Raw genomic sequence first — 20303 nt, 5'->3', positions numbered from 1 at the left:
AGAAGAAATGAAAAAGTTATGATCAAAACAGCTATTCATTTTGTGAGTGACTTTTTACACTATGAGAACGGAATGAGGTTGCTTGAAATGATCTGTTTAAAAAATGCCAAGCCAATGGATGCAATATCTATTTTTGATCGAGGCTTCCATTATGGAGATGGCTGTTTTACCACGGCGAGAATTCGAAATAATAAAATTGAATTATTTGAACGTCATTTAAAAAGATTGAATACCGCCATTGAGCGATTGTCACTTCAAGCTAATCTTGACTATATTTCTGAGTCTATCCAGTATTTACAGCAAAAGTATGATCAATTAAACGGGACCATTAAAATTGTACTGAGTCGAGGTGAGGGGCAACGAGGATACAGTTTACCTCATCATTCAGCAGATCTTTGGTTGTATTATTATCCGCAAAACGTGACTGATCATCACTATGAAGTCATTGTGAGTGGTTTACTTGAGCGAGCGATGGGTTTAACCATGCCACAATTGGTGGGAATTAAATCACTGAATCGGTTAGAACAAGTGTTACTAAAGCAGGAAGCCGATGAGAAGGGTTTTCAAGAAGCCTTAGTTACAGATGTGCAAGGCTATATTGTTGAAGGAATCAGCAGCAACTGCTTTATACGATTGAATGATACGTGGATTTGCCCTGAACTTCGTTATAATGGCGTTCATGGGGTGATGCGTGCTGAAATTTTGGAGCGTATGAATCATTATTGTATAACGTTCCAAAAAAGAGTAATTGATTTGAATGAACTTCTTCACATTCAAAGTGTATTTTATTGTAATGCGCTCCACCCAATGAAAATCGCCTCTTGCCTTGATGATCGTCGATTAGATACACAAGCGTGTATTGATCTTTTTCACCACCTTCAACTTAATCAGATTTAAAGCTTATGTCCTCTCCTCAGAAATCAACAAAGAAAAAGAACAGCAAGACATCCTTTAAACCTAAAGCGCTTTTATTCATTATTGCAGGCCTAATGTTGCTTGCAACCATGATTCTATCTGCAAGTCTATGGAAGGATTATCCTGTAGAAGGTAAAAAGCAAATGCTCGCGATTAATCATGGTGATACTTACTCACAATTTATTGATCGTTTAGCTCAAAATAAACAAGTTTCATTTCCCATTATTTTAAAGATTTATCAACGATTCATGATTCATGACAGCATGAAAGCTGGAGTCTATGAAGTTAAAGAGGGAATGAGTGTCCGTCAAGTTCTAGACATGATTTCGAATTCTGAAAATGCACAACTGAATCGAATTTTGGTCATTGAGGGTACAACATTTAAGCAGTTAAAAAATGCACTCAAAAATGATGAATTGGTGACGAAAGAGCTGGTTCATTTGAGTGATGCAGAAATATTAAAGGAATTGAATATTCCATTTTCACATCCAGAAGGTTTATTTGCGCCTAATACTTATTTTTTTGCGAAGGGTGAAACAGATCGTAAAATTTTAACTGATTTGTATCAACATCAGATGAAGGCACTAGATAAAGCCTGGGAAAATCGAGCTTCTGATTTGCCTTATAAAAATAAATATGAAGCGCTCATCATGGCATCAATTATTGAGAAAGAAACCAATGTTGATCATGAGTTAGATAAAGTCTCGGGCGTATTCGTTCGTCGATTAAAAATAGGTATGCGTTTACAAACTGATCCAACCGTAATTTATGGTATGGGTGATGAATATACGGGCAACATTACCCGTAAAGATTTAAGAACGCCGACACCATATAACACATATACGATTTACGGATTGCCACCAACACCGATCGCATTACCAAGTGATAAAGCGATCGAAGCGGCAATGCATCCAGATCATTCTGACTATATTTATTTTGTGGCGACTGGAAATGGAGGTCACAAATTCAGTACCAATCTAGATGACCATAATCGCGCTGTTCAAGAATATCTTGCTGTGATTCGATCTAAAAAATAAGGGGTAAAATAGACGTGTTTATTAGCTTTGAAGGCACAGAAGGTGTTGGTAAAACGACATTGATCCATAAAATTCGTGACTACTTCCTTGAGCAATCAAAGCAAGTTGTTCTAACTCGTGAACCAGGTGGTACTCCGCTCGCTGAGCAAATTCGTTCCGTACTTCTGACGGTGAATCATGAAGAAAGAATGAGTAATGATACTGAACTATTATTGATGTACGCAGCTCGAGCGCAACATTTGCAACAAGTCATAATACCTGCACTTGAAAATGGTTCGATTGTGTTATGCGACCGTTTTTGTGACAGCAGTTTCGCGTATCAGTGTGCAGGTCGTGGGTTAAGTCGTGAAAAATTAGCACTTTTAAACCAAAACTTTGTCCTAAAAATGCCAGACCTGACATTTTGGTTGGATGCACCGACAGAACTCGGGATGCAACGAGCACGAGCGCGTGGAGCATTGGATCGGTTTGAACAAGAAAAAGCAGCTTTTTTTGAAAAAGTACGTGCAGGATTTGCTGAATTGCAGCAGTTAGAGCCGAATCGTGTTAAGCGTATTGATGCAACACAAAGTCCTGAGCAAGTATTTAATGATGCAATTGAACGAATTAGTTCATGGAAAGCTGAGCATAAATGCTAATTAAAAGATGCAAATATGATTTATATTGAGTCATTGTTTATGGAAGAACGATTAGACTCAATATGATCAGTAATAAAGAAGAAATACTCAAATTCCTACAAACCGAATTTCCACAAAGTCTCCAAAAATGTGAAATAATGTCAGTAGAGCCACGTGGTGCTACAGTCATTTATCATGTTGATGAAAATGATTTAAGACCTGGAGGGACAGTTTCAGGTCCGACTATGATGACAGCAGCCGATTATGGATTGTATATCGCAATACTCGGAGAAATTGGTATTGTAGGTCTTACAGTGACGACCAATATGAATATAAACTTTCTTAAAAAACCGAAAGGTGGTTGTGACATCAAGGGTGTTTGTAAATTAATGAAAGTTGGCAAAACTCTAGTTGTCGGAGAGGTTTACTTGTACTCTGTTGGGAATGATGAGCCGATAGCTCACGTTACTGGAACTTACTCAATTCCTCCCAAAAGGGCATAAAAAAGCGAGTATGAACTCGCTTTTTTTAATTTGAACTTAAACCTCAACTAAAGGTGTTTCCACTTCAAAATTTGGTGGGGTGAGTACGGTTTTTCGTAATTCTTGCGAAGGCTCAGGATAGTCCAAAGTGTAATGTAATCCGCGTGATTCTTTTCTTTGCATCGCACAACGAATAATCATTTCAGAAACGAGCACAAGGTTACGAAGCTCAATTAGATTTTTACTGACATGATAATCTTGATAATATTCGGTGATTTCATGTTTCAGCATTTCAACGCGGTGTAATGCACGTTCTAAACGTTTGGTCGTTCGTACAATACCTACATAGTTCCACATGGTCTGACGTAACTCATCCCAGTTTTGTAAAATGACAACGTCTTCATCAGGATTCATGACTTGAGAAGCATCCCATTCAGGGACTTCATAGTGATCTATAATATTTTGATGTTGATCTTGAATATGCTTTGCTGCACTCATACCATATACAAAACATTCTAAAAGTGAGTTACTTGCCATACGGTTAGCGCCGTGTAAACCTGTATAAGACGTCTCACCAATCGCATATAGACCTTGAATGTCCGTTTGACTATGTTCATCGACTACGACACCACCACAGGTGTAGTGCGCTGCTGGCACAACTGGGATCATATCTTTGGTAATATCAATACCCAGCTCGAGTAGGCGAGCATACAACGTAGGGAAGTGCTCTTTAATGAACTCAGGGGTTTTGTGGGTAATATCTAGCCATACATGTCGTATACCCAATCGTTTAATTTCGTAGTCGATAGCTCGAGCTACAATATCACGTGGTGCTAACTCTGCACGTTCATCGAAACGAAGCATGAAGCGTTCGCCGTCAGGTAAACGAAGATAAGCGCCTTCACCACGCATTGCTTCAGTAATTAAGAAGGAACGTGCTTGAGGGTGATATAAACAGGTTGGGTGGAATTGATTAAATTCCATATTGGCGACGCGGCATCCAGCACGATATGCCATTGCAATACCATCGCCTGTAGCGATATCAGGGTTAGAGGTATATAAATATGCTTTCATGGCACCGCCACATGCCAGTGCAGTAAATGGTGCTAAGAAAGTATGCACTTGCTCGGTTTGCTCATCTAAAGCATATAAGCCTAAAGCACGATTTTCCTGATTCAAATGCCCCAGCTTATGCGCTGTAATGAGGTCAATCGCAATGTAATTTTCAAAGATGTGAATATTGTTTTTTTCTTGTGCCCGTTCAACTAAAGTGGTTGAAATAGCTTTCCCTGTTGCATCGGCAGAATGAATAATGCGGCGCTGAGAATGCCCACCTTCACGTGTGAGATGTAAGTTATCTTCATCATCTAGTGTGAATTTAACACCTTGTTTCAGTAAAAAATCAACAGAGGGTTTTCCCCCTTCAACCGTGTGTTGAACAGCTTGTTTTTCACAGAGATAGGCACCTGCAATAAGCGTGTCATCAATATGCTGTTGAATAGAATCAGCCTCATCAAGAACAGCTGCAACGCCGCCTTGTGCATAATACGTGCTGGCATCTTTCAAATGAGATTTTGCTAACACTGCGATATTAAAATGATCAGGTAATGAGAGTGCTAGACTTAAACCCGCACCGCCACTGCCCACAATAATCACATCAAATTGATGCGCACTTGTATTTTTCGGCATTTCCATTCGCAAACTGAATTTTAAAAGTGCGTTAATATGGCTCTTTTTCAAAGCAAAATTCAAGAGTTTGATTGATCAAATTTTTTTTTATGCACTTGAACTATTAGTTTTTAATCATATTTTAAGTAAAGTATTGTTTTCTATTAATATAGAAACATTTATTTACGCACAGAGAATTTTGATTGTGCTAAAAATTATTTTATCCAAGAATCATAAATGAGAGTTCACTTAACATGAAAAATGGCGTTATAGCATCAGGACTTTTTGCTGCAGTCTTTACTGCGGCAGTGCAAACTCAAGCGGCGGCTACTGTTGACTTTTCAAATCTTGTAGAGCGAGTAAGTCCGGGTGTCGTCAGCGTGAATGTTGTTAAGAAAATGACACAAGAAGAAATTCTTCAACAACAAGTACCTGAACTACTGAAACGATTCTTCGGCAATCAAATTATTATTCCGCAGCGCCAAGCTCCTCAAGAGAAAACAGGTTTTGGGAGTGCATTTTTTATTAGCCGTGATGGTTACCTGATTACCAACCATCATGTTGTAGAAAATGCTTCACAAATCACCATCATGTTAAATGATCGTCGCGAGATTGATGCCAAAGTTATTGGTAGTGATGAACGTACTGATGTGGCATTACTGAAAGTTGAAGGTACGAACTACCCAGCACTTTCGACTGGGAATATTGACCAATTAAGAGTTGGAGAACCTGTTCTTGCCATTGGCTCACCGTTTGGTTTTGAATACTCGGCATCTGCAGGGATTGTCAGTGCCAAATCAAGAAATATGTTGGGTGAAACATCAGTTCCGTTTATTCAAACCGATGTCGCATTAAACCCTGGTAACTCTGGGGGACCATTGTTTAATCAACAAGGTCAAGTGATTGGTGTGAATTCTCGTATTTTCAGTGGTACTGGTGGATATATGGGATTGTCATTCTCCATTCCAATCGATGTAGCGATGGATGTGGCAGATCAATTAAAGAAAAAAGGTAAAGTTACTCGCTCATATCTTGGTATTCATTTACAAGAGATTGATCGTAACCTCGCAGAAGCTTATAAACTACCAAAACCTGAAGGTGCTTTAATTACAGAAATTGCGCCAAACTCCCCAGCAGAGCGCGCTGGTTTAAAGCAAAATGATATTATTTTGAAATACAACGGAACTGCAATTTCAAGAACGAGTGAGCTACTAAATTACTTAAATAGAACACAGCCAAATCAAAAAATTCAGCTAGAAATCTTGCGCGATGAACGTGTACGTACGATTTCAGCAACACTTGCATCAGCACCAGATGAAACACCAGCACAAGCGCAAAATGTAAGTGAAGCCAAAAAACGCGGACCTACACTAGGTGTTGCGATTCGCGAACTTGCACCTGTTGAAAAAACACGTCTTGGTGTTAAAGGTGGTGTCTACATTCAAGAGGTTGTACGCGGAGGTTTGGCGGCACAATCTCGTATTATGGCTGGTGATGTGATCACCTCGATTAATGGTAAGAATGTAAGTACAACACAAGATTTTGTGGAAGCGGTGGCTAATCTTAAAACGAATACAGTTGCACGAGTGGGTATCATCCGTGAAGGGCGAAATGCCATGATCGGATTGAGAATCAAGTAAACATGAATTGAATAAAAGGCCTTGCGATAGCAAGGTCTTTTTTATTTAACCCTAAAATTATATTAAACTCTTTTCGAATGTTGATGATGAATACGCAATACAAGGGAATACAGTGAGTACAATCTTTGACCTTAAAATAAAAGCAACAGCACAAGACATTGATATTTTAGGTCATGTGAATAATGTGGTGTATGTAAAATGGATGCAAGATGTTGCAACAGCACATATTGAACAACTGGGTTTAGGGGTTGAGCAATATCTAGAACTCAAACATGCCATGGTTGCAGTTGAGCATCACATGAATTACAGAAAGGCGTGTTTTGAAAATGATGAAATTATTTTAAGAACTTGGCTTAATGATTTGAATGCGATGTATTCATTCCGTCAGTACGCTTTTTTTAGACCTTCAGACCAATCATTATTATTTGTGGGAAATACCAAATGGGCCTGTGTAGAGATTGCGACAGGCAGACCTAAACGATTATCGCCAACATTTACTCAAGCTTATCAGCCTATTTCTGAGGTAGTAAATCCTTTGGATTTCACTCAAGATTATTCTTTACCCGCTAACTAAAGAATTGCTTGAGTCGAACGAATTAAATATTTCACCACATGGTGTTCATTATTATGAATACTTTGAAAAATCCATCTGCTATAATCGTCCGCAATTTGTTAAACAGCTTTTGCTATGTAGTTTTTATTTCATGCATAGCGCAATTTATTGTTCAAGGTAACCCATGGCGCAAGCTAAAAAATCCGTAAATATCAAAAATATACGTAACTTTTCGATCATTGCTCACATTGATCACGGGAAGTCAACTTTAGCTGACCGTTTTATTCAGACCTGTGGTGGTTTGCAAGATCGCGAAATGCAAGCGCAAGTTCTAGACTCAATGGAGCTTGAGCGTGAGCGCGGGATTACCATTAAAGCTGCATCTGTGACGCTTTATTATACACACCCAAATGGCGAAGAATATCAACTGAACTTTATTGATACACCTGGGCACGTTGACTTCTCATATGAAGTTTCGCGCTCGCTTGCTGCTTGTGAAGGTGCACTTTTAGTTGTTGACGCAGCTCAGGGTGTTGAAGCTCAGTCAGTTGCAAACTGTTATACAGCTATTGAGCAAGGTCTTGAGGTTCTTCCAGTACTTAATAAAATTGATTTACCTCAAGCTGAACCAGAGCGTGTTATTCAAGAAATTGAAGACATTATCGGAATTGAAGCAACTGAAGCACCTACGTGTTCAGCTAAAACTGGATTAGGAATCGAAGGTGTTTTAGAAACACTTGTGAATACCATTCCTGCTCCGACGGGTGACCGTGAAGCGCCGCTTCAAGCTTTAATTATTGACTCATGGTTTGACAACTATTTAGGTGTTGTATCCTTAGTTCGTATTAAGCAAGGTCGGGTGCGTAAAGGCGATAAAATGTTGATGAAATCAACAGGTCAAACGCACATCATTACCTCTGTCGGTATTTTCAATCCTAAACATACAGAAACTGATATTTTAGAAGCAGGTGAAGTTGGCTTTGTGATTGCTGGTATCAAGGATATTTTTGGTGCGCCAGTTGGAGATACGATTACACTTGCTACAACGCCAGAAGTAGAAACTTTACCTGGATTCAAAAAAGTTAAACCACAGGTATACGCTGGTTTATTTCCAATTGATTCGAGTGAATTTGAACCTTTCCGTGAAGCATTACAAAAACTGCAAATTAACGATTCAGCATTATTCTTTGAACCTGAAAGTTCAGATGCATTAGGATTTGGTTTCCGTTGCGGTTTCTTGGGTATGCTGCACATGGAGATTGTTCAAGAGCGTTTAGAGCGTGAATATGATCTAGACCTGATTTCATCGGCACCGACTGTAATTTACGAAGCTGTTATGAAGAGTGGTGAGACAGTTTATATCGACAGTCCATCAAAAATGCCAGATGGATCTACTGTAGAAGACCTTCGTGAGCCGATCGCAGAATGTAATATCCTTGTGCCACAAGAATATCTTGGTAATGTAATGACGTTGTGCGTTGAACGACGCGGTGTTCAAAAAGACATGAAATTTATGGCAAATCAAGTAGCCATTACATTTGAGATACCAATGGCTGAAGTCGTGATGGATTTCTTCGATAAATTGAAATCATGTTCACGTGGTTTTGCATCATTAGATTACAACTTCGTCCGTTTTGAGTCTTCTTCTCTTGTAAAAGTAGATGTCTTGATCAACGGTGAAAAAGTTGATGCATTGGCAATGATTTGTCACCGTCAAGATGCGCGTCATCGTGGTATTGCACTTGTAGAAAAAATGAAAGATTTGATTCCTCGTCAAATGTTTGATGTGGCGATTCAAGCTGCGATTGGTGCTCAAATTATCGCTCGTTCAACAGTAAAAGCAATGCGTAAGAACGTATTGGCAAAATGTTATGGTGGTGACGTTTCACGTAAGAAGAAACTTCTCGCTAAACAGAAAGAAGGTAAGAAACGTATGAAGCAGGTGGGTAGTGTAGAAATCCCACAAGAAGCTTTCTTAGCTGTGTTAAAAGTAGAGCGATAACAACAAGGAATATCCCATGGATTTTGATTTTAACCTCATTCTCGTACCTGCAACCCTAATCTTTTTTGGATTATGGTTGCTGGATAAATTGGTGCTCAAACAAAGAGCAACCAAAGGAAAAGGGAATGAAAATTTCATTATTACATGGGCATATGATTTTTGGCCTGTACTTGCAGTTGTGTTAGTGCTGCGTTCATTCTTCTTTGAACCTTATAATATTCCTTCTGAATCCATGGTTCCGGCATTGGAAACGGGTGATTATATCTTGGTGAACAAATATCAATATGGTGTTCGTTTACCGATTAGCAACACCAAAGTCTTGAATGTCAATGAGCCTGAACGTGGTGATGTGGCGGTATTTAGATATCCACCAAACCCATCAATTAGCTATATTAAGCGTATTATTGGTTTACCTGGTGATCATATCGTTTTTGAGAATAATCAATTAACCATCAATGGTGAAAAAGTTGTAACGGAATCGGCTGAATTTAATCGTGTAAAAGATGTTTCAGACACGCCAAATTCAATTTATCATTATGAAACTTTAGGTGATCATAAGTATTTGGTTCGTAATTTGGAAGGTCAAAACCCGATTATTGCGCATTTCAATTATGCACAAACCAAACAAGATCTTCCTTATGTTGCCACTGCGAATGATCGCTTTGTGAGAACAAATGGTCAAAGCTGGGAAGTAACTGTTCCGAAAGGATATTATTTTGCCATGGGTGACAACCGTGATCAGAGTGCTGATAGTCGAATCTGGGGATTCGTACCTGAGGCAAATTTAACAGGACAAGCAATTTATGTATGGATGCATAAAGAAGCTGGTTTGAAATTGCCATCATTCAGTCGTAATGGTCAAATTCAGTAATCTTCAAATATATGGATAATAAAAAATGCGTAACACTCAACGCGGTGCATCGTATACAGCGATTTTATTAGGGGTAATTGTTGCGGCATTTGGACTTAAAGTGCTCGTAGCATTGTGGCAGCCTTATTGGGATGACCGACTAATCAATCAATTGATTGAAGAACAAGTTGCAATCAGCTCAAAGGCGACAACACCACAACAGTTTGCTTCAACAATGGGGCAGAAATTTAGCATGAACAATATCCGTGACATTGAGTTCAAAGATATTGCGACTGTCAAATCTAAACAAGGTTTACAAGTGACAAAGAAATATGAAGTAAGAAAGCCATTCTTATTTAATATTGATTTAGTCCTCACATTCGAGAAAAGTTTTGATCAAAGGTCAGTTCAAAGTAAGTGATTCTCGCTTACTGAGTCGCATCGGTTATCAGTTTAAGAAAATTGAATTACTTCAACTTGCATTGACACACCGATCGGTTAGCCATAAACATAACTATGAACGCCTAGAGTTTCTAGGCGATTCATTGTTAGGTATGATTATTGCCAATTACCTTTATCATGCTTATCCACATGAAAACGAAGGTCGTCTGACGCGTATGCGAGCTACTTTGGTTCGACAAGAAGCGTTAGGCAAAATTGCAACAGATTTGAAACTTAGTCAGAGTTTAATACTCAGTACTGGTGAATTAAAATCTGGTGGTCATCATAGAGAGTCGATACTCGCTGACACAGTCGAAGCGATTATTGGTGCAATCTATACTGATAGCCAAGATTTAAAGTTGTTAGAATCAATTGTGTTGAAATGGTATGAACCTTATTTAGATCATATTGAACCAACAGATCAATTGAAAGATCCTAAGTCCCGTTTACAAGAGTATCTTCAAGCTCGTAAAAAACCTCTCCCAGTGTATGAGGTTGTTGATATTCAGGGTGATGCACCAAACCAACATTTTAAAGTGGAATGTATGGTTGAAGGCTTGCCAAAATGTATGGGTGAGGGTTCAAGTCGTCGTTTTGCTGAGCAAGCAGTAGCGGCGGAAATTTTAAAATTTTTGGAGCAAAAGTCTTCATGACTACTCATTCCGATCACATCGATGCTGATCACGAGTCGCAAGACAGCGGCAATGATTTAATCAATCAATTTTTTAGTTCTCAAGGTACTACAATTCCCTCAGACTACAAAAGTGGCTTTGTAGCAATTGTAGGTCGTCCGAATGTAGGTAAATCTACATTAATGAACCATATTTTGGGTCAGAAGCTTTCGATTACGTCTCGTAAGCCTCAAACAACTCGACACAAGATTGTGGGCATTGATACGCGTGAGAAATCTCAGGCAGTATTTGTTGACACCCCTGGAATGCATAAGAAAGAAGTCCGTGCTATCAATAAAATGATGAATCGTGCAGCTCATTCAGCCTTGCGTGATGTAAATCTTGTACTGTTTGTTGTAGACGCTGACAAATGGACTCAAAATGATGAATTAGTCCTTGAGAAGCTCAAAAATGCCGAAATGCCTGTCATCTTGGTCATTAATAAATTGGATACATTTGAGAATAAAAATCAGGCATTACCATTAATTCAAGAGCGTACTAAATTAATGAATTTTGCTGAGATCGTTCCAGTATCGGCATTGCGTGGCGCTAACCTTGATCATCTTCGTGATACGATCGAAAAATACTTACCGTTTCAACCACCATTGTATGCACTAGATCAACTCACAGATCGTTCTGAGCGCTTCTTAGCTTCTGAAATTATTCGTGAAAAAATCATGCGTCAACTGGGTGAAGAGCTTCCATATGATTTAACGGTTCAAATTGAATCGTTTAAAACAGAAGAAGCGACTTTAAATGAGAAAACTGGTCGTATGAAGCCTGCTTGTACCTATATTGATGCTACGATTTTTGTTGATCGCCCTGGGCAAAAAGCCATTGTCATCGGTGAAAAAGGATCAAAGTTGAAAAAAATTGGTATGGATGCACGTGCTGATATGGAAAAAATGTTCGAAGAAAAGATCATGCTCACCCTTTGGGTTAAAGTCAAAGGCGGTTGGTCTGATGATGAGCGTGCATTAAAAAGCCTAGGATATAGTGATATCTAAGGATTAAACGGTTATAGGAGCTGATGATGATGATGAAGATGGTTGCGATAATTGTATGTGCTTTGGTTTTACAAGGTTGCATTCATAAAGTTGTCACAGTTCCTGTAAAAGTTGCGTATAAAACCACCAAAGGAGTCGTCAAAGGTACTGCAGCAGTAGTTGGGGCTGTTATTCCCGATGGTGATGACGATGATGAAAAAGAACTAAAAAAAGATAAATAATAAGATTAGTCGATGCGAAATGAACTTTTGCATGGATACTTAATCCATCATCGAAAGTATCGAGAGCGGAGTCATGTTGTCCATTTATTCACTGAAGAGTATGGACGAGTTGACGGCATACTAAGACAACCTCCACCACCGCAATATCAGCCTATCGCACTCCAAGCGACAGGTAAGTCTGAATTAAAAAATTTCACAAAATTAGAAATTGTTAATCATCCTATTTTTTTTCATGGAGATGCATTCTTTTCAGGATTTTATTTAAATGAAATCTTATTGAGATTATGTCCATTAGAAGAGGCAATGCCAGATACTTTTGCACAGTACCACAAGACATTAGAAAGTTTACAAAAATTAGCTCAACATTCAAATCCTAACGAATTCTTGAAGCAAATTCTTCGTCAATTTGAATACGTACTTCTAGAAGAGCTTGGTTATGCGATTGATTACTCGATAGATGCACACCAAAATGAAATTTTAACTTCACAAAAATATCAATTTCAATTAAACGAAGGCTTCATACCAGTTCAGTATTCAAGTGCCGCTACACTGACAGGTGAGCAAATTCGCAGCATGATAAATTATGAAAATGGTACAGATTTCAACGCTGAACAGTTACAATTGTTGAATAAATTATATCGTCAAATGATTACTTCATTATTGGGTGATCGCCCACTAAAAAGTCGTCAATTGTGGATTCAAAACGCTCAATCAAAATCAAATTAGGAAAATGTTATGGCTGCATTGCTTGGTGTGAACATTGATCATGTTGCAACTCTAAGACAGGCTCGAGGCACACGCTACCCGGATCCAGTACAGGCAGCACTAATTTGTGAAGAGGCAGGGGCTGAAGGCATTACATTACATTTACGTGAGGATCGTCGTCATATTCATGATGATGATGTCCGTCGCATGCGCCCTGTACTTAAAACACGCATGAACCTTGAAATGGCAGTGACAGATGAGATGGTGGCATTTGCTAAAGAAATAAAGCCGCATCACGTGTGTTTTGTGCCTGAAAAGCGTCAAGAAGTCACGACCGAAGGTGGCTTAGATGTTGTTGGTAATTTTGAGGCTGTTAAGTCTGCTACACAGGAATTAGCAGCGATTGGATGTGATGTATCGTTATTTATCGATGCTGATATTGAACAAATTGATGCTGCAATTGCCTGTGGTGCGCCAACTATTGAGATTCATACAGGTGCTTATGCAGATGCTGAAACAGAAGAAGCACAGCAGGTAGAGTTACAACGTATTATCCGTGGAACAGAATACGCTGCTGCTAAAGGTTTGGTCGTAAATGCTGGGCATGGACTTAATCTTGACAATGTTGCTCCTATTGCAGCAATTCCTCAAATACACGAATTGAATATTGGACATTCTCTGATTGCCGATGCTGTTTTCAAAGGACTTACGCAAGCAGTTCAAGATATGAAAGCAGCAATCAAAGCTGCACGATAAGATTGATGAGTACTATGTCAAATATTGATTATGATGAATTAATGAAGCCTGTCATAAGCTTCCTTGGTTGCGAAACTCCACAAGCTTGGTTAGATGAGGCTGTAAATAATCTTGATATTTTGATGCAAGATCATGCGAACTGTGAAAAGAAAGCAGCCAGTACAGCCATGAATCTCATGTTTAGATACAGCTTTTTTGTAGATTTACAAGTTAAGCTCGCTCAATTAGTGCGTGAGGAAATGCTGCATTATGAGCAGGTTTTAGAGTTTATGAACAAGCGCGGGCAGCAATGGGTCGGTTTAAGTGCTGGGCGTTATGCGGGTGGCTTACGCAAAGAAATTCGGACGTATGAACCAGAAGCGCTAATTGATGTTTTAATTATTGGTGCGTTTGTGGAAGCACGCTCATGTGAACGTTTTTATGCATTAGCGCCTAGAGTCGATGAGGAATTAGGGCGCTATTATCGCTACTTACTAAAATCTGAATCACGCCATTATGAGGATTATTTGGCTCTAGCTCTGGATGTGGCTAAAACTGCGAAATTGAAAGATCCTGAGGAGGATATTCAAAGTCGTATAGAGCACATTCGTGAAGTTGAAAAGCAACTCATCTTAACACCTGATGAAACCTTCCGTTTTCACAGTGGAGTTCCAGCAAAAGCAGCTTAAAATATGGTTGAGAAAATCCTCCCAAGTGGGGGATTTTTTTGACATAAAAAAAAGCCCAAGTCTTAAATGCTTGGGCTTTTTAGTATTTGGCTCTCCAACCTGGGCTCGAACCAGGGACCTGCGGATTAACAGTCCGTCGCTCTACCGACTGAGCTATTGGAGAATCTGAATGCGATTATAAGGGGATTTAAGATTGGGTCAAGTGTAAATTGCCATACAATTGTCACTTTTGAGCCGCATGTTGTTTATTTGCTCAAATAAAATGTTTTTTTTAAATTTACTTGCCAATTTAGAATGAGCTTGTTAGATTTATTTAACAACAGAGCGCTTGAAACAGAGTTTTAAGCAGTGTGGATTTATACCAACTTGCCAGCACTAAATGGCTAAAATAGGAGAAAGCGAATGAATACGCTTACCATTTCTCAGATCTTTTCTAATCTTGAATTCTATAAACAAAATTACCTGTCTATCTTGAATTCGCCTAGTTCTTATTTCATTGAAGTAGAGGGCGCGGTAATTGATGTATTTCCTTTTAAAAAACATCATCTGGTTTTGGGTGAGTTATTACAGCTGTGGTTTTCTGAAAAATGGTCTGTTGATCAAGATCAATCATTCACGCTTGAACAATATTTGGCAGCAAATGACTTAACACCTAACGTAAATAAAGTCTATATCTACTCCATAAAAGGGAATGCCATTCTTGGCACGAATAAATCGCTTGCTTGGTTAAATGAATCGAATGCGGTGAGTGAGATTTTATTAAAGTCACCACTTAAATATTATGTTGAATGCCTAAGTTGTTCTCGTCCTTCAAAGCATTTGTTTAATAAACAGCTTGCAGTTTAGGCAAATTTTCACAAGTCAAATCTGAAATTGTTGAGTGAATTGATTTTTTTTTAATATAGTCCAAGTTAGCCTGTGTCATTTTATCTTCTTTAGTAGGGTGAATTGGTGTTTCTAGAACTTATTTTTCATTAATTAAATCCCATATTATGGTTACTTAGATCAGTTCCAACTTCTATATGATGGTGCAAAGCATATCTATAAATGGGATTTTTCAGTGATAAATATGATCTTTCAGAATGAGCTATCGATACTATGAATAGTGTTTAAATTTCAATATTCTATTTGGATCACTGATGGATCATGTTTGGATAGCTTTAAAAAAACCTCCGACGTTTATCCAATCCTAAAAGCACACTTTTTTCGCTTCAGTGAGAGAGCGTATTAACCAAAAGGTTTTATGTTGCGTATTGGGTTATGTAGGTGCATGAAGGGGTTTAGATTTAATAAAAAAAACCCGCGAAAATCGCGGGTTTTTTGATCTGATTAATTTATCAGATTATTTTTCAGCTGCGATAGAAGCAATTGCTGCATCTACGCCTTCGATTGAGTCAGCTGCTTTTTTGATACGTGCAAGCGCATCAACCAATACTTCATCTGCTGTTGCATATGAAATACGCATATAACCGCCTAAACCGAATGCATCACCAGGAACAACCGCAACACCAGTTTCTTCCAATAACCATGCAGAGAATTCTGTGCAAGATTTTAAACCTTTTGCACGGATCAATGGACGAATGTTTGCATAAGCATAGAATGCACCGTCAGCAGGTAAGCATGTAATGCCTTTGATATCATTCAAGCCATTAACAACCAAATCATGACGGCGTTTGAAAGCTTCAATCATTGGTTTAAGTACATCTTGAGGACCATTCAATGCAGCTTCTGCCGCAACTTGCGAAATTGAAGTTGGGTTAGAAGTAGATTGTGATTGAATTTTCTTCATTGCGCCGATTAATTTAGCAGGACCTGCTGCATAGCCGATACGCCAACCTGTCATTGCATATGCTTTAGATACACCGTTGAGAACGATTACGCGATCGTAAAGATCTGGTGCAACTGTAGCAATGTTATAAAACTCGTCGTCCCAACGAATTGGTTCGTACATATCATCAGAAGCAACATATACTTCAGGATATTTACGAAGAACTTCAGCTAATGCTTCTAATTCTTCTTTGGTATAAATCATACCTGTTGGGTTAGATGGGCTGTTTAAAACAACTAGGCGAGTTTTATCAGTAATTGCAGCTTCTAATTGAGCTGGTGTGATTTTGAAACGTTGTTCTTCACCACATTTAACAATAACTGGCACACCTTCTGCGATGATCACCATATCTGGATAGCTTACCCAGAATGGAGCAGGGATGATTACTTCATCGCCTTTATTTAACAATGCAAGCGCAAGGTTAAAGAATGATTGCTTACCGCCACAAGAAACGAGAATCTGGTTAGCAGCATAATCAAGGTTATTATCACGTTTTAATTTAGCGATAATTGCTTTTTTAAGACCTGGCGTACCGTCAACTGCGGTGTATTTAGTGAAACCGTTGTTAATCGCTGCAATTGCTGCATCTTTGATGTGTTGTGGTGTATCGAAATCCGGTTCACCTGCACCTAAGCCAATAACGTTTTTACCAGCAGCTTTAAGTTCTGCAGCTTTATTGGTCACAGCAAGCGTTGGGGACGGTTTGATGGCATTGACACGATCAGAGAGACGTACGTCCACGGCAGTATTCCTTCTTATAGGGATTAAAAAATAAAAAGCACACTATCTTAGCTTAAATTGAATGTTTTAGTCGTCCAATATCTAGGCAAATTAGCAAAAAATCACGAAATTCACCGAATTTTAATGCAATGATACATATCCACATTAAACAACGTGGGTCGCATAAAAAAACAAATTTCCGTACAATAGCGTTAGATTGAAATGAGTAGTCTCAAATGAGTTCGGAAAATTCTCCCAAAAAGAAGCCTGTAGTGAATCTTCCATTTCCTATCAAGCAAGTGAATGACGCAAAGCAAGCTGATGAAGAAATCGAAGTTCTACGTCCAAAGCCTCAGCGCTATGCTGATCGCACATGGATGCCGCCACGTGGTACACGTCGCTCGATGGGTAAAAGATAAAAAATAGGTGCTTTAAGCACCTATTTTTTTGCAGGGAAGAATTACACGTAACTTAAGTTTTGATCTAGAGTCAGTAAGTTGAATGTAGAACCGTCTTTAAATACGATTGATTCAACTTGATGTGCTTCACCTTTAGCCCAATCTTTAATAGTGATTTGATCAGCAGAATCTTTAAGTTTGATGATACGATCATTCCCAGAGTCTTGAACGAGTAAATCATCAATTGAGATACCAGCACCAAATTGAATGGTATCTTGACCACCTTTTTCATAGATTGTATCTATTCCAAAGCCTTGATCAAAATAGTATGTCTCGTTACCAAGATCGCCATACAATTTGTCGTTACCAATACCACCATTTAAGATGTTAATTAGACCCCCGTTTGCGATTAAGGTGTCATCTCCAGCGAGGCCTTTTAGTTCGTTATTTACGAATTTGCTACCTGTGATAATGTTGTCAGATTGGTTACCCGTACCACTTTGTTGAATTTCTGATCCAGCAATCAAAAGTTCTTTGATTGGATTGATCAGCGTAAGGTTTTCAATATTTTCGGTTAATTGATACTGATCTGCAGAACTAATGACAGTGTCTGTACCTTCATAGTTGTGTTCAAGTACGAAGTCATATTTTGATTGTACATAATAGGTATCGTCACCACGACCACCTACGAGGACATTGATGCCTTCACCACCTTTTAGAATGTCATTGCCCCAACCACCAAAGAGCAAGTCATCACCTTTACCACCTACAAGCGTATCGTTGCCGACACCGCCTTTAATGATGTCATTACCATCTTTACCGTTTAAGGTACGTCCGAAAACTGAGTAAGTGGTAATAATGTTGGTGTTAGGGTTAAATAAGTTTGTCGCTACTGCTACAGAACCAGCTAAATCACCTGCATATGCGTAAGCAAGTTGAGTCAATGTATTTACAAGTTGATCACGTGAAGAGAAGCCATCATCAAATATTTCACCTTTGATGAATTGTCCAACGAAGTTTAAGCCCTCAGTCACGATTTGATTCACAACATCAAAGATACTCGCACCAGCTTTTAAGTTCGCTTTAACCACATCACCTAATAGCTCTAAATACCAAGTAAACGGACGGCTATCACCACCGTTCAATTGTGAAGTATCCACACCTAAATAGTGATCAAGAATACTTAATGGTGTGATACCTGTCCAATCACCTAGCTCGCCACCCAAGTTTTCAAGAGCTTGAGTTGCATCCATAAGTACCAATCCAAACTTACCATCAGAGCTTGGTAAATATCCTGCTGGAACAACAGTCTCGCCATCAGCATTTTTAACGCCATTCAAGAAATTGTCAGCTAAAGTTTTGATCAATACATTTGATGCTTGCCAGAATTGTTCATCCGTAATATAGATGCCTTTATCTGCGAGTGATTTACCTGTTCCTAAGCGAACATATTGATAAAGGAAGCTCTGAGGATCAGCTATTGCAACAGCTTCAGCAACTTTTAACCAGTTTTTAGTACCCTGATCAACTGCGTCATTTGATGCTAAATCTTCTTTGATCACGGTATAAATAGGGCGCCAGAAATTTTTACCTTGTAAAGAACCAGTTGAGATAAACTTGTTATATAGTTCTTGAACTTGTTTAAATGCAGATTCACTTACGCGGTAACTGAATTGATTGTCAATTTTGTAGAATTTAGGACGACCGTCATCTGATGGATTAGATTGATCTGGTTGTTTTGGTTGCCCCCATTCTCGATCAAAATGTGAGTCTGAAGGTGGAAGAGTGGCACCAATATCCTTACCAATATTTACGATAATGTCTGAAATTTGATCAATGATTGCATCACCGGCTTTATGAATTTCTTCGAAACCAGGAATGAATTTATCACCAACTTTAACCAATGGCGCAACGCTATCTAATAAATCATTCACGATGCCATCTTTGCCGATAATCAAATTACCAACCAGCTCACTTGGAATTTTTAAAATTGAATCAAGGCTAAGTTCGCCATCTTTCCATTCATTTTTGTGGTGTGTATCTTTTGCTTCTACATTTGAGCCGAGGGCCTCACCAGCACCACTGAGTAAATTCGATGCTGCATCGATAATGCGGTCACCTAACTCATGAACAACTTCAAATGGTTTACCAAGTAGAGCATTACCTGCTAGGCCAATAGGCGAAGCCACATCTAAAACTGTATTGACTAAATTTGCTGTCGTGACTAAACCATTACCTAGTAACTGAGCTGGAATAGAAAGTACTGAGCTAAATTTGAAATCAGGAACATAATCGAAAATAGGTTCAAGTGCATTTTCAACTTGATTTGCAACTGTATTCACAATTGATTTTAGGTTTTCAGTAGCTGATGGAAGCTCTTGAGACCATTCATTATCATAATGAGTATCTTTAGGTTCAATTGTCCCGCCAATCGCTGAGCCAATGTCATGAGCCACATCAGAGACAGCATCAATAATCGTATCACCTGCTTTATGAACAACATCAAAACCAGGGATAAGCGCATTTCCTGCAATAGCAATCGGTGCAGCAGCATCAAGAATATCATTGGCAATATTGGTTGCACCGATAATGGTGTTTCCAATTAAATCCCCAGGAAGGCTTAAAATGTTATCTAAGCTGAGTTCTTTGTCTTCCCACTCATTTTTATGATGAGTGTCATTCGGTTCGATGGTTGCACCAAGTGCTTTACCCACTGAATTCACTGCATCTGAAGCTGCATCAATAATTTTATCACCAAGTTCGTGCACTGCTTCGAAAGGTTTGCCAAGTAAAGCATTACCTGCTAAACCAATAGGAGATACTACATCAAGAACAGTATTCACAGCATTGGTGGCAGCGATTAGACCATTACCAACGAGTTGAGCTGGAATTGAGAGAACTGAACTTAATTTAAAGTTAGGTAAGTAATCGAATGATTTATAATTGAACAAAGCCATTGTTATAGTCTCTTATAAAAATAAAGTGTTTTTAATCATTGTTCGTGATTAAAGTGTGATGAGAATCACATTTTATTAATTTAAAATCAATTGCTTTTGTTAGACAAGATCATGAATTTTTTGTCATAATTTAATGAAAAATATAGTAAAGCTTATATGAGAACTAA

At 38.6% G+C, this 20303-nt stretch carries 20 protein-coding genes and 1 tRNA gene; 17 read left to right on the top strand and 4 right to left on the bottom strand.

Going from position 1 to position 20303, the window contains the following annotated elements:
- Window positions 1-87 precede the first annotated feature (87 nt).
- The 4 genes from pabC (at window position 88) to AC1M86_RS07345 (ending at window position 3072) form a co-directional block, all read left to right on the top strand.
- Window positions 88-897, top strand: coding sequence for an aminodeoxychorismate lyase (gene pabC, locus AC1M86_RS07360; RefSeq protein ID WP_481587823.1), 810 nt, complete (start codon window positions 88-90; stop codon window positions 895-897).
- Window positions 898-902: 5 nt separating this feature from the next.
- Window positions 903-1952, top strand: coding sequence for an endolytic transglycosylase MltG (gene mltG, locus AC1M86_RS07355; protein ID WP_481587787.1), 1050 nt, complete (start codon window positions 903-905; stop codon window positions 1950-1952).
- A gap of 14 nt (window positions 1953-1966) precedes the next feature.
- On the top strand, window positions 1967-2590 hold the full coding sequence (gene tmk, locus AC1M86_RS07350) for a dTMP kinase (RefSeq protein WP_481587788.1): 624 nt from the start codon (window positions 1967-1969) through the stop codon (window positions 2588-2590).
- A 62-nt stretch (window positions 2591-2652) separates the two neighbouring features.
- Entirely contained in the window at window positions 2653-3072 is a 420-nt protein-coding gene (locus AC1M86_RS07345) for a PaaI family thioesterase (RefSeq protein WP_481587789.1), read from the top strand.
- A gap of 36 nt (window positions 3073-3108) precedes the next feature.
- On the opposite strand, the gene nadB is transcribed toward AC1M86_RS07345, so the two are convergent.
- On the bottom strand, window positions 3109-4740 hold the full coding sequence (gene nadB, locus AC1M86_RS07340) for an L-aspartate oxidase (RefSeq protein ID WP_416224321.1): 1632 nt from the start codon (window positions 4738-4740) through the stop codon (window positions 3109-3111).
- Window positions 4741-4973: 233 nt separating this feature from the next.
- On the opposite strand from nadB, the gene AC1M86_RS07335 reads away from it, so the two are divergent.
- The 11 genes from AC1M86_RS07335 (at window position 4974) to AC1M86_RS07285 (ending at window position 14233) form a co-directional block, all read left to right on the top strand.
- Entirely contained in the window at window positions 4974-6359 is a 1386-nt protein-coding gene (locus AC1M86_RS07335) for a Do family serine endopeptidase (protein WP_481607641.1), read from the top strand.
- 112 nt (window positions 6360-6471) lie between these two features.
- Window positions 6472-6933, top strand: a complete 462-nt coding sequence (locus AC1M86_RS07330; protein WP_180028437.1) for an acyl-CoA thioesterase — start codon at window positions 6472-6474, stop codon at window positions 6931-6933.
- Between the two features lie 163 nt (window positions 6934-7096).
- Window positions 7097-8914 (top strand): translation elongation factor 4, encoded by a 1818-nt coding sequence (gene lepA / locus AC1M86_RS07325; RefSeq protein ID WP_180028436.1) that lies wholly within the window; start codon window positions 7097-7099, stop codon window positions 8912-8914.
- Window positions 8915-8930: 16 nt separating this feature from the next.
- Window positions 8931-9785, top strand: a complete 855-nt coding sequence (gene lepB, locus AC1M86_RS07320; protein ID WP_481587791.1) for a signal peptidase I — start codon at window positions 8931-8933, stop codon at window positions 9783-9785.
- A 25-nt stretch (window positions 9786-9810) separates the two neighbouring features.
- Complete coding sequence (locus AC1M86_RS07315) at window positions 9811-10185, top strand: DUF4845 domain-containing protein (protein WP_035267180.1); 375 nt, start codon at window positions 9811-9813, stop codon at window positions 10183-10185.
- Window positions 10157-10858 carry a ribonuclease III gene (gene rnc, locus AC1M86_RS07310; RefSeq protein WP_035267179.1) on the top strand — a complete coding sequence of 234 codons (702 nt, stop codon included), beginning with the start codon at window positions 10157-10159 and terminating at the stop codon, window positions 10856-10858. Before AC1M86_RS07315 ends, rnc begins: the two co-directional genes overlap by 29 nt.
- A complete protein-coding gene (era, locus tag AC1M86_RS07305; RefSeq protein ID WP_035267178.1) occupies window positions 10855-11883 on the top strand; it encodes a GTPase Era in 1029 nt (342 codons plus the stop codon). Before rnc ends, era begins: the two co-directional genes overlap by 4 nt.
- A gap of 29 nt (window positions 11884-11912) precedes the next feature.
- A complete protein-coding gene (locus AC1M86_RS07300; protein WP_180028433.1) occupies window positions 11913-12104 on the top strand; it encodes an NF038104 family lipoprotein in 192 nt (63 codons plus the stop codon).
- A gap of 12 nt (window positions 12105-12116) precedes the next feature.
- A complete protein-coding gene (recO, locus tag AC1M86_RS07295; protein ID WP_481587792.1) occupies window positions 12117-12830 on the top strand; it encodes a DNA repair protein RecO in 714 nt (237 codons plus the stop codon).
- A gap of 9 nt (window positions 12831-12839) precedes the next feature.
- A complete protein-coding gene (gene pdxJ, locus AC1M86_RS07290; protein ID WP_035267175.1) occupies window positions 12840-13565 on the top strand; it encodes a pyridoxine 5'-phosphate synthase in 726 nt (241 codons plus the stop codon).
- A 14-nt stretch (window positions 13566-13579) separates the two neighbouring features.
- Complete coding sequence (locus tag AC1M86_RS07285) at window positions 13580-14233, top strand: MiaE family protein (RefSeq protein WP_180028430.1); 654 nt, start codon at window positions 13580-13582, stop codon at window positions 14231-14233.
- A gap of 87 nt (window positions 14234-14320) precedes the next feature.
- Here AC1M86_RS07285 and AC1M86_RS07280 read toward each other — a convergent pair.
- A tRNA-Asn gene (locus tag AC1M86_RS07280) sits at window positions 14321-14396 on the bottom strand.
- Between the two features lie 239 nt (window positions 14397-14635).
- Between AC1M86_RS07280 and AC1M86_RS07275 the strand changes: the two genes are divergently transcribed.
- The gene (locus AC1M86_RS07275; RefSeq protein ID WP_481587793.1) at window positions 14636-15079 is read left to right on the top strand and encodes a hypothetical protein; all 444 of its coding nucleotides are present in this window, start codon (window positions 14636-14638) and stop codon (window positions 15077-15079) included.
- A gap of 496 nt (window positions 15080-15575) precedes the next feature.
- Here AC1M86_RS07275 and AC1M86_RS07270 read toward each other — a convergent pair whose 3' ends face one another.
- Window positions 15576-16802, bottom strand: a complete 1227-nt coding sequence (locus AC1M86_RS07270) for a pyridoxal phosphate-dependent aminotransferase (protein ID WP_035265512.1) — start codon at window positions 16800-16802, stop codon at window positions 15576-15578.
- A gap of 215 nt (window positions 16803-17017) precedes the next feature.
- Between AC1M86_RS07270 and AC1M86_RS07265 the strand changes: the two genes are divergently transcribed.
- Window positions 17018-17200, top strand: a complete 183-nt coding sequence (locus AC1M86_RS07265; RefSeq protein ID WP_092767054.1) for a hypothetical protein — start codon at window positions 17018-17020, stop codon at window positions 17198-17200.
- 41 nt (window positions 17201-17241) lie between these two features.
- Here the strand turns inward: AC1M86_RS07265 and AC1M86_RS07260 are convergent, their stop codons facing one another.
- Window positions 17242-20136 carry a calcium-binding protein gene (locus AC1M86_RS07260; protein WP_481587794.1) on the bottom strand — a complete coding sequence of 965 codons (2895 nt, stop codon included), beginning with the start codon at window positions 20134-20136 and terminating at the stop codon, window positions 17242-17244.
- Window positions 20137-20303 lie beyond the last annotated feature (167 nt).

The sequence above is a fragment of the Acinetobacter sp. ANC_7654 genome (genome assembly GCF_056779855.1).
This window is presented reverse-complemented; position numbering and strand designations above follow the sequence as displayed.

What these genes read in the sequence shown, in the direction of transcription:
- pabC (WP_481587823.1), top strand. Translation starts at nt 88, where the DNA reads ATGATCTGTTTAAAAAATGCCAAGCCAATGGATGCAATATCTATTTTT.
- mltG (WP_481587787.1), top strand. Translation starts at nt 903, where the DNA reads ATGTCCTCTCCTCAGAAATCAACAAAGAAAAAGAACAGCAAGACATCC.
- AC1M86_RS07345 (WP_481587789.1), top strand. Translation starts at nt 2,653, where the DNA reads ATGATCAGTAATAAAGAAGAAATACTCAAATTCCTACAAACCGAATTT.
- nadB (WP_416224321.1), bottom strand. Translation starts at nt 4,740, where the DNA reads ATGCCGAAAAATACAAGTGCGCATCAATTTGATGTGATTATTGTGGGC.
- AC1M86_RS07335 (WP_481607641.1), top strand. Translation starts at nt 4,974, where the DNA reads ATGAAAAATGGCGTTATAGCATCAGGACTTTTTGCTGCAGTCTTTACT.
- lepA (WP_180028436.1), top strand. Translation starts at nt 7,097, where the DNA reads ATGGCGCAAGCTAAAAAATCCGTAAATATCAAAAATATACGTAACTTT.
- lepB (WP_481587791.1), top strand. Translation starts at nt 8,931, where the DNA reads ATGGATTTTGATTTTAACCTCATTCTCGTACCTGCAACCCTAATCTTT.
- AC1M86_RS07315 (WP_035267180.1), top strand. Translation starts at nt 9,811, where the DNA reads ATGCGTAACACTCAACGCGGTGCATCGTATACAGCGATTTTATTAGGG.
- era (WP_035267178.1), top strand. Translation starts at nt 10,855, where the DNA reads ATGACTACTCATTCCGATCACATCGATGCTGATCACGAGTCGCAAGAC.
- AC1M86_RS07300 (WP_180028433.1), top strand. Translation starts at nt 11,913, where the DNA reads ATGATGAAGATGGTTGCGATAATTGTATGTGCTTTGGTTTTACAAGGT.
- recO (WP_481587792.1), top strand. Translation starts at nt 12,117, where the DNA reads ATGCGAAATGAACTTTTGCATGGATACTTAATCCATCATCGAAAGTAT.
- pdxJ (WP_035267175.1), top strand. Translation starts at nt 12,840, where the DNA reads ATGGCTGCATTGCTTGGTGTGAACATTGATCATGTTGCAACTCTAAGA.
- AC1M86_RS07285 (WP_180028430.1), top strand. Translation starts at nt 13,580, where the DNA reads ATGTCAAATATTGATTATGATGAATTAATGAAGCCTGTCATAAGCTTC.
- AC1M86_RS07275 (WP_481587793.1), top strand. Translation starts at nt 14,636, where the DNA reads ATGAATACGCTTACCATTTCTCAGATCTTTTCTAATCTTGAATTCTAT.
- AC1M86_RS07265 (WP_092767054.1), top strand. Translation starts at nt 17,018, where the DNA reads ATGAGTTCGGAAAATTCTCCCAAAAAGAAGCCTGTAGTGAATCTTCCA.
- AC1M86_RS07260 (WP_481587794.1), bottom strand. Translation starts at nt 20,136, where the DNA reads ATGGCTTTGTTCAATTATAAATCATTCGATTACTTACCTAACTTTAAA.